Below are 13,028 nucleotides of genomic sequence, written 5' to 3' on the forward strand. Positions count from 1 at the left end.
CTCAGCGAGCGCCGATCCGCGCGGCTTTCGTCTGGGCTTCGAGCGAAAGACTGCAGACTTCAAAAACGTGATCCTGCGTCATCGCCGTCTGCGTGCGGTTGCCGACGTCGGCGGTGAAAGCGTCGAAATAATCGAGCTTTTCGCCGCTGCAATCGATATGGGTCATTTCCTTGCCGTTGACCAGGAAGAGATGATCCTTACCCGGCCGGCCGGCAATATCGATATATTTGCGCAGCTCGATATAACCTTCGGTGCCGAGAATGGTCAGGCGCCCGTCACCCCAGGTCGGCAGCGCCTCCGGCGTGAACCAGTCGACGCGGACATAACCCGCCGCCTTGTCGGAACGCAGAAGCACCTCGCCGAAATCCTCGAAGGCCGGCTTGTCGGGCATGCCGAAATTGCCGATCGAGCTGGCGATGACCTCGCCCGTGGTCGAGCCGGTATAGAACAGGAACTGGTCGACCTGGTGAGAAGCGATATCGACGATGATGCCGCCGAAGGCTTCCGGATCGAAGAACCAGTCGGGCCGCGTCGGCAGTTGCAGCCGGTGGGGACCGACACCGAGCGTCTGGATGACCTTGCCGATCGCACCGTCGGCGACGAGCTTGCCGGCCTTGACGGCGGAGCGCACGCAGTGGCGCTCGGAAAAGCAGATCGAGAAGATCTTGCCGGTCTCGGCGACGGTGCGCTTGACGTCCTCAAGCTGGGCGAAGGTCGTCACACCGGGCTTGTCGGTCATCACGTCCTTGCCCGATCTCATCGCGCGGATGGCAAGCCCGGCACGATCGCGCGGGATCGCTGAAATGCAGATGACATCGATCGACGGATCGTCGAACAGCTTTTCCCGGTCGATCTGCGGCGCATCGGGATAGGTCTTCTCGAAGGCCTCGCGCAATGTCGGCACCGAAGTCTGCGGGCAATAGCCGACGAACTCGCCGCCAGAGGCAAGCAAACCCTTCACGTGATCGAACGTATGCCCATGGTCGATTCCGACGACGGCAAATCTCAACATCGCTGTAATATCCTCCCGGGATTTTCTTAGCGCCGGCTGACGCCAGCAGCCTCCATGTCGGGCAAAACAGATAACGAAAGCCGGCTCCTGTCAAGGCGAGATGAGGGGAAAAATCGCCGCACCATGTAGTTAACTATTTGAAATAAAATATGTATTTTGTATCTAAATAGTTATTTTGCGGGCTTTAGCGATTGGATTTACGAGAAATACCGCGGCTTGAGCCGATCAGGCAAAAGTCTTTTTCCCCAGTGCATCTTGCCCCGCCTTCATGAATGTGATCGATTTCGGCAGTCGCCGGGTCGGAGGGCGGCAACACCCCACAATTCTCAAAAGAGCGCTTCTCGCTCACCTTGACGGAAGATCACCATGTCTCAAGCTCTTCTCGATGTCGCCGCTTCGGATGGTCTTTTCGTCGGCCGCGTCTGGAATCCCGACGTTGCCGGACCGAGCATTGTGACATCACGCGAGGGCGTGCTGGTCGACATCACCTCGCGCGAGGCGCCGACGCTGAGCGCTCTCTTCGAGCGGCAGGACGCCGCCGGCTTCGTCCGCGCCGCAAGTGGCAAGGCGGTCGGTTCAGTGGAGCAGATCGTCGCCAACAGCACCGGCAAGCCGGACGAAGCGCGTCCCTATCTCCTGGCGCCCGTCGACCTGCAGGCCGTCAAGGCCTGCGGCGTCACCTTCGCCCAGTCGATGATCGAGCGCGTCATCGAGGAGAAGGCTGCCGGCAATCCGGAACGTGCCGCCGCCATCCGCGAACGTGTCAGCACGCTGATCGGCGGCAGCCTCACCAATCTGAAGGCGGGTTCGCCGGAGGCTGCCAAGGTCAAGCAGGCGCTGATCGACGAGGGCATGTGGTCGCAATATCTCGAAGTCGGCATCGGGCCGGATGCCGAAGTCTTCACCAAGGCCCCGGTGCTTTCCTCCGTCGGCTGGGGTGCGGAGGTCGGCCTGCATCCGATCTCGACCTGGAACAATCCGGAGCCGGAAATCGTGCTCGCGGTCAATAGCCGCGGCGAAATCAAGGGCGCGACGCTCGGCAACGACGTCAATCTGCGCGACGTCGAGGGCCGCTCGGCACTGTTGCTCGGTAAAGCCAAGGACAACAATGCCTCCTGCTCGATCGGTCCTTTCATCCGCCTGTTCGATGCCGGCTACAGCCTGGATGATGTTCGCAAGGCCGAACTCGATCTGAAGGTCACCGGCCGGGACGGCTTCGTGCTGCGCGGCAAGAGTTCGATGTCGCAGATCAGCCGCGATCCGACCGATCTCGTCAAACAGACGGTCGGCGCGCATCACCAATATCCCGACGGCTTTATGCTCTTTCTTGGCACGTTGTTTGCACCGACGCAGGATCGCGAGGCGCCGAAGCAGGGCTTCACCCACAAGATCGGCGATGTCGTCGAGATTTCCTCGGCAGGGCTCGGCGCGCTCGTCAACACCGTTCGGCTCTCCACCGAATGCCCGCCTTGGACCTTCGGCATTTCGGCGCTGATGAGTAATCTCGCAAAGCGTGGATTGCTGTAAGCTACTGGTTTCGCCGCTTGCCCTCTAAAAGGTCGAGAACGGAGTTTGCCGCCTCGAGAACGTTCGTGCCGGGCCCGAACACGGCTGCAACGCCGTGTTCGTGCAGGAAGTCATAGTCCTGCCGCGGGATGACGCCGCCGCAGACGACGATGATATCGCCACCGCCCTTTTCCCTCAGCCTGTCGATCAGCTGCGGCAGCAGCGTCCTGTGACCGGCCGCCAATGACGAGACGCCGACGACATTGACCTTTTCGCTGAGCGCGACGCTGGCGGCTTCGTCAGGGGTCTGGAACAGGGGACCGGCGAGCACATCGAAGCCGATGTCACCGAAGGCCGAGGCGATCACCTTGGCGCCCCGATCGTGCCCGTCCTGACCGAGCTTGGCGACCATGATTTTCGGCCGGCGGCCCATCGCTTCCGTCACCTCAGTCATGCGGGTCCTCAAGACGGCGAGTTCCGGCTCGTTGCTATAGGCCTCGCCGTAGACGCCTTTGATGACATTAGGGATCGCGGCATGATCGCCGAAGGCATCGCGCATGGCATCCGATATCTCGCCGACCGTGGCACGAGCCCGGGCCGCCTCGATGGCGGCTTCCAGCAGGTTGCCCTTGCTGGTCCGGGCGATCTCCGCCAGCGCGGCCAGCGTCTGGCGCACGGCCCCGCCATCGCGGCGCCGTTTGGTTTCCTCGATCCGCCTGATCTGTGCGATGCGCACCGCACTGTTGTCGATCTCCAGAATGTCGATCGGCTGTTCGTTGTCGAGCCTGTAGCGGTTGACGCCGACGATGACCTCCTCGCCCTTGTCGACGGCCGCTTGCCGGCGCGCGGCCGCTTCCTCGATCAGCCGTTTCGGCAGGCCGTCATTGACGGCCTTGGTCATGCCGCCGAGCGCTTCCACCTCCTCGATCAGCGCCCAGGCCTTGTCGGCAAGCTCCTTCGTCAGGCTTTCGACGTAATAGGAGCCGGCGAGCGGATCGACGACCTTGGTGACGCCGGTCTCATGCTGGAGGATGAGCTGCGTGTTGCGGGCAATGCGGGCGGAAAACTCCGTCGGCAGCGCGATCGCCTCGTCGAAGGAATTGGTGTGCAGCGACTGCGTGCCGCCGAGCACGGCCGACATCGCCTCGAAGGCGGTGCGGATGATGTTGTTATAGGGGTCCTGTTCCTGCAGCGAGACGCCCGACGTCTGGCAATGGGTGCGCAGCATCAGCGAGGAAGTCTTCTTCGGCTGGAACTCTTCCATGATGCGGGTCCAGAGCAGCCGGGCGGCGCGAAGTTTGGCCGCCTCCATGAAGAAATTCATGCCGATCGCAAAGAAGAAGGAGAGCCTTCCGGCGAAATCGTCGACATTGAGGCCCTTGGCGATCGCCGCCCTGACATATTCGCGGCCATCGGCAAGCGTGAAGGCGAGTTCCTGCGTGAGCGTCGCGCCGGCCTCCTGCATGTGATAGCCGGAGATCGAGATCGAATTGAACTTCGGCATCTCCCTTGCGGTATATTCGATGATGTCGGCAACGATCCGCATCGAGGGTTCTGGCGGATAGATATAGGTGTTGCGGACCATGAACTCCTTGAGGATGTCGTTCTGAATGGTCCCCGAGAGCTCGGCCCGCGAAACGCCCTGCTCCTCGCCAGCCACGATGAAGGCGGCGAGGATCGGGATGACGGCGCCGTTCATGGTCATCGACACCGACATTTCGCCGAGCGGAATGCCGTCGAACAGGATTTTCATGTCCTCGACGCTGTCGATTGCCACACCTGCCTTGCCGACATCGCCCTCGACGCGGGGATGGTCGCTGTCGTAACCGCGATGGGTGGCAAGATCGAAGGCGACCGACAGGCCCTTCTGGCCGGCTGCCAGATTGCGGCGATAGAAGGCGTTCGATTCCTCCGCCGTCGAGAAGCCGGCATATTGGCGGATCGTCCATGGCCGGCCGGCATACATCGTCGCGCGTGGGCCGCGGGTGAAAGGCGAAAAACCGGGAAGCGAGCCGAGATGCTCGGCACCGTCCAGATCCTCGGCCGTATAGAGCGGCTTGACGGCAATGCCTTCCGGCGTCTGCCAGGTCAGCGTTTCAGGTGAAGCGCGCAGATCCTTTTGCGCAAGCTCCGCCCAATCCGACAGCGTCTTCTTCGTCATGCGTTTCCTCCGGCTTTTTTCATCCCAACCCTACCATTTCACAGGCTCTTCGTGCGATAGAGCCCGAACAGGATGATTTTGGGCCGAGCCGGCCTAAAATCTGAATCCTGTTCTACATTATATAGTTAGAGCATGATGTCGTCCGAAAACCGCACGCACTTTTCGGCATCACGCTCTAGGATAATTAATGCGGCAAATCCTTGATTTCTATTGCCGGTTTTGGGACCCGCCTCATGAAGACCATGCAGATCTATGCCTTTGACATGAACTGCGTCGGGCATATCAACCACGGCCTGTGGACGCATCCGCGCGACGGCTCAGCGCATTATACCGATCTCGACTATTGGACGGAGTTTGCCAAGACCGCCGAACGCGGCAAGCTGGACGGCATCTTCCTTGCCGATATCGTCGGCGTCTATGACATCTTCAGAGGAAGCCCGGCGCCGGTGATCACGACGGCGGCGCAGATCCCGGTCAATGATCCGCTCATCCCGATTTCGGCGATGGCCTATGTCACCAAACATTTGGGTTTTGGCGTCACCGTCAATACCACCTATGAGCCGCCCTTTCTGCTGGCGCGGCGCATGTCGACGCTCGATCATCTGACCAAGGGGCGGATCGGCTGGAACATCGTCACCGGTTATCTCGATAGTGCTGCCCGCAGCATGGGTTTCGACAGGCTGCCGGAACATGACGCGCGTTACGACGCAGCCGAGGAATATCTCGAGATCGTCTACAAGCTCTGGGAAGGCAGCTGGGATGACGATGCGGTGCTGCGCGACAAGGTGGGCGGCATCTATGCCGATCCCTCCAAAGTGCGCACTGTCCGTCATGACGGTCAATATTACCGGATGGAGGGCATCCATCTCTCCGAACCTTCTCCACAGCGCACGCCCCTGCTCTTCCAGGCCGGCGCCTCCGCACGCGGCCAGGACTTTGCCGCCCGGCACGCCGAATGCGTCTTCCTCGCCGGCTCGAACCCCAGGGCGATGCGGCCGACGGTGGATGCGCTGCGGGCGAAGGCCGAGGAATTCGGCCGCGGCGCCGACGCACTGAAGATCCTGAGCCTGATCACTGTTGTCGTCGGGCGGACGGAGAAGGAAGCACGGGACAGGCTGGAGGAGTATCGCCGCCATGCGAGCGTCGAGGCCTCGCTTGCGCATTACTCCGCCTCCGTCGGCATCGATTTTTCGAAATATGGGCTGGATGACGTCATCGACCAAAGCTCGACGAACGCCAATCAGTCGGCGCTTGCGGCCATCACCAAACAGGCGGCGAAGCCGGTGACGCTGCGCGACATCATCGACCAGATGATACTCGGCAGCCGGATGAAGCCGGTGGTGGGCTCGCCCGAGCAGATCGCCGATCATCTCGAGGCATGGATCGAGGAGGGCGGCATAGACGGCTTCAATCTGGCGCGGACCGTGGCGCCGGAAAGCCTGCGCGATTTCGTCGACCTGGTGGTGCCGGTGCTGCAGGAGCGCGGTCTCTTCAAGGCGGACTACGTGGAAGGACCTTTGCGGCAGAAGCTTTTCGGCGGCGGGGACGGCAGGTTGCCCGCCGCGCATCCCGCCGCCCAGTTCCGGCACTGACTATCGATGGTCCAGCTTGGCGACCAGCCGGTCGCCCAGCCACTGAATGCCGCAGACGAGGACGATGAGGACGGCCACCACCGCGATCATCACATTGGTTTCGAAGCGCTGATAGCCATAGCGGATGGCGAGATCGCCGAGACCGCCGGCGCCGATCGCGCCCGCCATCGCCGAGGCGCCGATCAGCGTCACCAGCGTGACGGTGAAGCCGGCGACGATGCCCGGCAAAGCTTCGGGCACCAGCACCTCACGGATGATCGTCCAGCGATTGCCGCCCATGGCGCGGACGGCATCGATCAGCCCGCGGTCGACCTCGCGCAACGACACTTCGGCGATACGGGCGTAATAGGGCGTTGCGGCGATGGCGAGCGGCACGATGGCCGCCCAGGTGCCGAGCGCCGTGCCGACGATCAGCCGCGTCAGCGGGATCAGCGCCACCAGCAGGATGATGAAGGGCACCGAGCGGAAGCCGTTGATGATCCCACCGAGCACGCGATTGATCCACAGATTTTCGGCGATGCCGCCGCGCGCCGTCGCCACCAGGGCAAGGCCGAGCGGCAGGCCGGCGACGAGCGAGATCACTCCCGAGGCGACGGTCATCAGGACCGTCTCCCAAAGGGAGCGAAGAAGCAGTTCAACCATGATCGGTGTCATAACCAAGCACCTCCACCCGGGCGGACCGGGCCGTCAGGAATTGTTCGACCTTTCCGGCAAGCGCGGGGTCGCGCATGGGAACGGCGATGAAGAACCGTGCCACCGGCTGGTTCTGGATGTGGTCGATGCCGCCATGGACGAGGCGGAAGGAATGCGGCAGCGCCGCCGAGAGTTCGGCAAACAGCGCGCCCTGCGCCTGCGGCCCGGCGAGATCGACGCTGAGGATCGCCTCGCTCCCCGTCGTTGCCGACAGCCGACCGGCGATGTGATCCGGAAGCTGCGGGCGGATACCGCCGAGCAGGCTCCCGGTGATGTCAGCCTGCGGGTTGGCGAAGACCGACCAGACCTGCCCTTCCTCCACGATCCGCCCGGCGTCGATGACTGCGACGCGATCGGCAATGCCGCGCACCACTTCCATCTCATGCGTGATCAGCAGAATGGTCAGCCCGAGCTTACGGTTGATATCCCTCAACAGCGCCAGGATCGACCGGGTCGTTTCCGGATCGAGTGCCGACGTCGCCTCGTCGGACAAAAGCAGTGCCGGGCGGGCCGCAAGCGCCCGAGCGATGCCGACGCGTTGTTTCTGCCCGCCGGAGAGCGATGAGGGATAGGCTTTCGCCTTGTCGGCAAGCCCGACCAGATCGAGCAGCTCATGCGCCCGTTTCAAGCGCTCGTTCTTTGCAACGCCCTCGATCTTCAGCGGTAGCGCGACATTTTCCTCGACGGTCTTGGCGGAAAGCAGGTTGAAATGCTGGAAGATCATGCCGATGCGGCGGCGCAGCGGCTGCAGTTCCTGTTCTGAAAGTCCGGTGATATCTCGGCCTTCGATGAGAATCTCGCCGCTATCGGCGCGCTCCAGGCCGTTGAGGCAACGGATCAGCGTCGATTTGCCGGCGCCGCTGCGGCCGATGATGCCGAGGATCTCACCTCTCTTCACCGTCAGCGAAATACCGTCGAGTGCTGCCGTGGTTCCGAACCGCCGCTTCACATTGGTAAGCCTCACCACGTCTTCGGCCGCCGCTTGCGGCTGTGTCTCGATCGCCGTGGTGGAAACAAAGGAATTCATGTGCTTTTCCTTACAAACACCGAAGGCGGCCCGGGCAAGGAACGCCTGGACCGCCTCTCGGCAGGGCTTAACCCCCGCCCCGCTTCGGATCAGTAGGCGCTGAGACCCGTTCCCTTGTAAACCTTGTCGAACTCGGCCTTGACGGTCTCGTTCTGATAGGAAGAGACAAGCGTCTTGACCCACTCGGCATCTTTATTGTCGGCCTTGACCGCAATGAAGTTGCGATATGGATTGTCGGCAATCGGCTCCTGCGCAATGCGCTCGGCCGGCGAAAGGCCGCTCTTCAGCGCCCAGTCGGTATTGACGACACCGGCATCCAGGTCGTCGATCGAGCGGCCGACGATACCCGCGTCGAGTTCCTTGATTTCGATCTTCTTCGGATTGTCGGTGACGTCGGCGACAGTTGCGAGAATGCCGGTGCCGTCCTTCAGCTTGATCAGGCCTTCGTTCTGGAGAACGCGCAAAGCGCGGCCTTCGTTGGAGGGATCGTTCGGCACGCCGATGACGGCACCTTCCGGGATCTCGGCGACGGACTTGTACTTCTTGGTGTAGAGGCCGATCGGCCAGACGCCGGTATAACCGACACGAGCGATGTGGTAGCCGTGCTGCTTGATCTGGTTGTCGAGATAGGGCTGGTGCTGAAAGGCGTTGGCGTCGATTTCGCCGCGCTCCAGCGCCTCATTCGGCTGCGTATAATCGTTGAAGGTGATCGTCTCGATCTTCAGGCCTTTCTTGGCCGCCTCGCTGGTGACGACGCGCCAGACGTCTTCATCCTCGCCGGCCATGATGCCGACCCTGATCGACTTGTCCTCGGCAAAGGAAGGAGCTGGTGCTGCAAAGGTGAAGAGCGCGGCAGCGGAAACGGCGACAAGAGCCGCCCGGCGCGAAAGGTGGAAGTCGTGAAGATTTTTATTCTTGGTCATTTTATATCCCGTCTGACTGAGTGAGGCCATACGCCCCGACCAGGCCGATCATGGCAAATGCGCGGATCGGTAGCGAAGCACGATTGTCCGATGTGGAGGAAGGGTCGGAAAAACTCTTGCCCTGCCATTGGTATCGGCAGGATAAATTTCCATCAAATTTGTGGATTATGACGACGTGAGAAGGGTGGCCCAAAAACGAAAACGGCGCCTCCGCGGCGCCGTTTCAAGCCTATCCCTAACTCTTCATTCGGCGGCGATAAGCGCCTGATTCCGGCTGGGAAAGAAGGCCGAGAGCTCACCGATAACCTCCCCGATCCGCTTGGAAAGCGGCTCGGATGAGACACGGTAATCGGTGAAGTCGCGGTCGGACGCGTAAACGGCGGTCGGCAGCGTGTGAGACATGAAGAAACCGAAGAGCGGACGGAGCTGGTGCTCGACCATCAGCGCATGCCGATCGCCGCCGCCGGTCGCAGTGATGATGATCGGCTTGGCGCGCAGCTCATGCGGGTCGATCAGGTCGATCAGATGCTTGAAGAGGCCGGGATAGCTGCCCTTGTACGTTGGCGCTCCGATCACCAGCACGTCGGCATTGACGATGTCGTCGATGACCTCCTTGGCGCGACTGTCGAGATCGCCACGCCGCAGCGCCTGGCCAAGCGAGGGGCCGACATCGGTCAGGTCGTAGATGGTGTTGTCGAAGCCGTATTTCTCGCCGGCGAGGCCAGCAACGTTTTCGACGAGCGCGAAGGTCTTCGAGGGGCGGTTGAAGCTACCCGCAAGGCCGACCAGTTTGTGAGCAGACATGCCATTTCCTTCCAATATCGTGCCGAAACCGATGTCATTCTCCAACGAATATTATCTATAAAAATAGTGGATTAAAGGAATGGTGATCCCTCTTCCCCATATGAGGAGAAAAATACGTTCGTGCCTGTCGCGATAGCGACGTGTGAACCGCATGATGCGTCGAGCCGGAATACTCTAGGCCGATTTCTGCTTGGGTATGCGCGGAAGGAAGACCGTCAGGAGACCGAGCAGCGGCAGGTAGGAGCAGATCCGGTAGACGAAATCGATGCCGTGGGTATCAGCGAAATCGCCGAGCAATGCTGCACCAAGTCCCCCTGCCCCGAAGGCGAAGCCGAAGAAGACGCCGGCAATCAGTCCGACGCGCCCGGGCACCAGTTCCTGCGCGAAGACGACGATCGCCGAGAAGGCCGAAGCGAAGATCAGGCCGATGACGATGCTGAGCACGCCCGTCCAGAGGAGATTCGCATAAGGAAGCAGGAGCGCGAAGGGAATGACGCCCAGGATCGAGAACCAGATGACGAACCGCGCACCGAAGCGATCGCCGATCGGCCCACCGAGGAATGTGCCGACGGCGACCGAGCCGAGGAACAGGAAGAGCATCAGCTGTGCCTGCTGCACGCTGAGCTCGAACTTGTCGATGACATAGAAGGTAAAGTAGCTCGACACGCTCGCCATGTAGACATTCTTCGTCGCCGTCAGCAGCACGAGGATCAGCAGCGCCCAGACGACCCTGTTCTGCGGCAGCGGCAGGGCCCGGCTCACCGCCGGTTTGCTGGCATTCTGACGTCGGTGGCTCATGTACCAGTTGCCCACCCAGCTCAGCACGACCATGCCGACCATGGCGATGGCGGCAAACCAGGAGACGCTGTGTTGCCCAAGCGGCAGCACGATGAAGGCGGCGAGCAGTGGACCGATCGCCTGGCCGGCATTGCCGCCGACCTGGAAGAAGGACTGCGCGAAACCGTGGCGACCGCCGGAGGCCAGACGGGCGACGCGCGAGGATTCCGGATGGAAGACGGCTGAGCCAAACCCGATCAGGCTTGCGGCAACCAGCAGCAGCGCGAAACTGCCGGCGTTGCCGAGCAGGATGAGGCCGCAGAAGGTGCTCGCCATGCCGACCGGCAGCGAATAGGGCATCGGCCAGCGGTCGGTGACAATGCCGACCAGCGGCTGCAACAGCGAAGCGGTGACCTGGAACGTCATGGTGAGGAGGCCGATCTGCACAAAATCGAGATCGTAATTCGCCTTGAACAGCGGATAGAGCGAGGCGAGCAGCGATTGCATGATGTCGTTCAGCATGTGGCAGAAGCTGACCGCCATGAGGATAGACATCGTTGTTTTTTCGAAACGGGGCGCGCCTTCGGCAACCGTTGCCATCAATATTCCTCCTGCACAGGCCGGTCGGTGCCGTGCCGCGTCTTTTTTCGATGGATTTTAGGCGATCGGGGCTGGGAAGACTATCGAGCGGCGGTCGCTGAATTGCATTTAGCGTAAGCCGGGCGGCAATCACAGCCCAGTTTCATCGGGATTGGTACGGCTTTTGTTTGATTTGCCCTTTTGTCGACCGATTCCAGCGTGGCTTTATGTCTTTCCGGACGGGGGCTTTCATATCACAGTCAGTCGCGATCATCGCATATTGAGTACGCTATATGAAAACAACCATGGAAAACCGAAGCGGGGAATACTACAGCTGCGCCGATTGAAAATGCGATCGAGGCTGAAAACACGCGATGAATGTCAAGACACCGAATGCAATAGACAGCTATGTCGGAGCGCGCATAAGAATGCGTCGGCAGTTGCTCGGGATGAGCCAGGAACGGCTTGCCGAGCAGATCGGCGTAACCTTTCAGCAGGTTCAGAAATACGAGAAGGGCATCAACCGCATCGGCGCGAGCCGCCTGCAGCGGATCGCCGATGTGCTCCACACCTCGGTAAGTTTCTTTTTCGAACAGGAGAATTCCGAGCCGTTGACGCTGCAAGGGCTGGATCTGTCGGCGAATTCCGATCCGGTCGCCGAATTCCTGCGAACGAAGGAAGGATTGGTGCTCAATCGCGCCTTTCTGAAGATCGCCGACCGCAATATCCGCGAAACGGTCATCGCATTGGTGAAGGCGATGGCGCAGGCAGAAAGTCACGGTGTGACATTGGGCGCCTCCATAGCGGACGTCACTCTTCCGCTCGGAGAATAGCTGGGCGTATCGGCAGGCAATAACCGCATGAAGCGCTTGGCTATTGCGAGCCGTCGCCTTTGCGTCGCCTCCGGCTGACCATCATGCCGCCGACGATGAGGACGATTCCGGTCGCGTTCGCCCAAAACGACGTTGGAACGGCGCTGATATAATCAAGCGCCACGCCTGTCACCATCTGACCACCGATGATCAGCAGAGCCGAATTGACCGCGCCTATGCGCGCAATCGCCCAACTGCCCGCCGCCACAAAAACAACACCGATGGAGCCGCCCAGATAGGCATACCAAGGCGCCTCGGCGGCGCCTGCAGGAAGCAGGCCCCCGACGAAGAGACCGAGGCATGTGAGAACGGCAAAGCCTATGGCATGATTCCAGAAGGATGCGATCAGCGGCGTGGTGGATATGCTCAACCGCCCATTGAGCTGGCGGCTGAGACCGACGAGCGCGCCGCCGAGGCACGCCAGGAGAATGAATAGTGTCACGCTCCACCTCGTCCAAACAGGATGATGAGGGCACCCCCGGTGACGACCAGGCCGAGTGCTACGATGTCTCGCATATCCGGACGCCGCTTCGGCAAACCGAACAGTCCCCAACTGTCGGCCGCGACGCTGAAGGCGACCTGGCCTGCCAAACCCAAAGCCAAAGTGCCGGAGAGCCCGAGCGGCGAGTTGACCGCGGTCGAGGTCAGAATGACCGTTGCCGCGCCGGATATCCCACCGAAGTAAGCCCACCACGGCGCGTTGGGGGCTTTTCCCACCGTCGGCCTGCGCCGGCGGTGGACCAGCAAGAGAAGAATGACGGCTGCGAAGATGCCTGTGCCATGAGCGGTCCAGGAGGAGAACAGGGGATTGCCATAATGGGCCAATTCCCCGTTGAAGTGCACCATGAACGTCAAGAGCCCACCCGTGGCAAAAGCACCGATGAAATAGATGGGATGCGAATTACGCGCTGCTTCGGTGGTCATTGCGGATCCTGTCAAAGAATCGATTGCGCCCGATATTTTTCAAATTGCCACTAAGGCCATTCATCGGCATTTTCAGCAAGATGATTAGCACCGTGTGTCTGTCGGATCGGCCCTCCTTGATGGCGCTGATGAAGCTCGTTTCGATCGACGCGACCCAT

At 61.0% G+C, this 13,028-nt stretch carries 12 protein-coding genes; 3 read left to right on the forward strand and 9 right to left on the reverse strand.

All coding sequences use genetic code 11. From position 1 onward, the window contains the following. Position 1 precedes the first annotated feature (1 nt). Positions 2–1,012, reverse strand: coding sequence for a Gfo/Idh/MocA family protein (locus FHT75_RS10875; protein ID WP_183844811.1), 1,011 nt, complete (start codon positions 1,010–1,012; stop codon positions 2–4). 366 nt (positions 1,013–1,378) lie between these two features. On the opposite strand from FHT75_RS10875, the gene FHT75_RS10880 reads away from it, so the two are divergent. Further along, positions 1,379–2,539: a fumarylacetoacetate hydrolase family protein gene (locus FHT75_RS10880; protein ID WP_097630960.1), complete on the forward strand. Its 1,161-nt coding sequence runs from the start codon at positions 1,379–1,381 to the stop codon at positions 2,537–2,539. A gap of 1 nt (position 2,540) precedes the next feature. Here FHT75_RS10880 and scpA read toward each other — a convergent pair whose 3' ends face one another. Next, entirely contained in the window at positions 2,541–4,679 is a 2,139-nt protein-coding gene (gene scpA / locus FHT75_RS10885; RefSeq protein ID WP_097630961.1) for a methylmalonyl-CoA mutase, read from the reverse strand. 233 nt (positions 4,680–4,912) lie between these two features. On the opposite strand from scpA, the gene FHT75_RS10890 reads away from it, so the two are divergent. Then, entirely contained in the window at positions 4,913–6,271 is a 1,359-nt protein-coding gene (locus FHT75_RS10890) for an LLM class flavin-dependent oxidoreductase (RefSeq protein ID WP_097594818.1), read from the forward strand. On the opposite strand, the gene FHT75_RS10895 is transcribed toward FHT75_RS10890, so the two are convergent. The 5 genes from FHT75_RS10895 to FHT75_RS10915 form a co-directional block, all read right to left on the reverse strand. Next, the gene (locus FHT75_RS10895) at positions 6,272–6,925 is read right to left on the reverse strand and encodes a methionine ABC transporter permease (RefSeq protein WP_097544047.1); all 654 of its coding nucleotides are present in this window, start codon (positions 6,923–6,925) and stop codon (positions 6,272–6,274) included. Next, positions 6,906–7,991 (reverse strand): methionine ABC transporter ATP-binding protein, encoded by a 1,086-nt coding sequence (locus FHT75_RS10900; protein WP_097622775.1) that lies wholly within the window; start codon positions 7,989–7,991, stop codon positions 6,906–6,908. The genes FHT75_RS10895 and FHT75_RS10900 overlap by 20 nt, the downstream gene beginning before the upstream one ends. 89 nt (positions 7,992–8,080) lie before the next feature. Then, a complete protein-coding gene (locus FHT75_RS10905) occupies positions 8,081–8,914 on the reverse strand; it encodes a MetQ/NlpA family lipoprotein (protein ID WP_097622774.1) in 834 nt (277 codons plus the stop codon). A gap of 243 nt (positions 8,915–9,157) precedes the next feature. Beyond that, positions 9,158–9,718 (reverse strand): FMN reductase, encoded by a 561-nt coding sequence (gene msuE, locus FHT75_RS10910; protein ID WP_097622773.1) that lies wholly within the window; start codon positions 9,716–9,718, stop codon positions 9,158–9,160. Positions 9,719–9,892: 174 nt separating this feature from the next. Further along, entirely contained in the window at positions 9,893–11,095 is a 1,203-nt protein-coding gene (locus tag FHT75_RS10915; RefSeq protein WP_063476071.1) for an MFS transporter, read from the reverse strand. Positions 11,096–11,448: 353 nt separating this feature from the next. On the opposite strand from FHT75_RS10915, the gene FHT75_RS10920 reads away from it, so the two are divergent. Further along, positions 11,449–11,907 (forward strand): helix-turn-helix domain-containing protein, encoded by a 459-nt coding sequence (locus tag FHT75_RS10920; RefSeq protein ID WP_047613041.1) that lies wholly within the window; start codon positions 11,449–11,451, stop codon positions 11,905–11,907. Between the two features lie 40 nt (positions 11,908–11,947). Here FHT75_RS10920 and FHT75_RS10925 read toward each other — a convergent pair whose 3' ends face one another. Together FHT75_RS10925 and FHT75_RS10930 are read right to left on the reverse strand one after the other, a co-directional pair. Then, positions 11,948–12,388 carry a DMT family transporter gene (locus FHT75_RS10925; RefSeq protein WP_047613040.1) on the reverse strand — a complete coding sequence of 147 codons (441 nt, stop codon included), beginning with the start codon at positions 12,386–12,388 and terminating at the stop codon, positions 11,948–11,950. Further along, positions 12,385–12,870, reverse strand: a complete 486-nt coding sequence (locus FHT75_RS10930) for a DMT family transporter (RefSeq protein ID WP_097544049.1) — start codon at positions 12,868–12,870, stop codon at positions 12,385–12,387. The genes FHT75_RS10925 and FHT75_RS10930 overlap by 4 nt, the downstream gene beginning before the upstream one ends. Between the last annotated feature and the right edge of the window lie 158 nt (positions 12,871–13,028).

Source organism: Rhizobium sp. BK112, assembly GCF_014193215.1.
Classification (GTDB): Bacteria; Pseudomonadota; Alphaproteobacteria; order Rhizobiales; family Rhizobiaceae; genus Rhizobium; species Rhizobium anhuiense.

Excerpts from the sequence above, each read along its gene's own strand:
- FHT75_RS10875 (WP_183844811.1), bottom strand. The coding sequence starts at position 1,012 with ATGTTGAGATTTGCCGTCGTCGGAATCGACCATGGGCATACGTTCGAT.
- FHT75_RS10880 (WP_097630960.1), top strand. The coding sequence starts at position 1,379 with ATGTCTCAAGCTCTTCTCGATGTCGCCGCTTCGGATGGTCTTTTCGTC.
- scpA (WP_097630961.1), bottom strand. The coding sequence starts at position 4,679 with ATGACGAAGAAGACGCTGTCGGATTGGGCGGAGCTTGCGCAAAAGGAT.
- FHT75_RS10890 (WP_097594818.1), top strand. The coding sequence starts at position 4,913 with ATGAAGACCATGCAGATCTATGCCTTTGACATGAACTGCGTCGGGCAT.
- FHT75_RS10895 (WP_097544047.1), bottom strand. The coding sequence starts at position 6,925 with ATGACACCGATCATGGTTGAACTGCTTCTTCGCTCCCTTTGGGAGACG.
- FHT75_RS10900 (WP_097622775.1), bottom strand. The coding sequence starts at position 7,991 with ATGAATTCCTTTGTTTCCACCACGGCGATCGAGACACAGCCGCAAGCG.
- FHT75_RS10905 (WP_097622774.1), bottom strand. The coding sequence starts at position 8,914 with ATGACCAAGAATAAAAATCTTCACGACTTCCACCTTTCGCGCCGGGCG.
- msuE (WP_097622773.1), bottom strand. The coding sequence starts at position 9,718 with ATGTCTGCTCACAAACTGGTCGGCCTTGCGGGTAGCTTCAACCGCCCC.
- FHT75_RS10915 (WP_063476071.1), bottom strand. The coding sequence starts at position 11,095 with ATGGCAACGGTTGCCGAAGGCGCGCCCCGTTTCGAAAAAACAACGATG.
- FHT75_RS10920 (WP_047613041.1), top strand. The coding sequence starts at position 11,449 with ATGAATGTCAAGACACCGAATGCAATAGACAGCTATGTCGGAGCGCGC.
- FHT75_RS10930 (WP_097544049.1), bottom strand. The coding sequence starts at position 12,870 with ATGACCACCGAAGCAGCGCGTAATTCGCATCCCATCTATTTCATCGGT.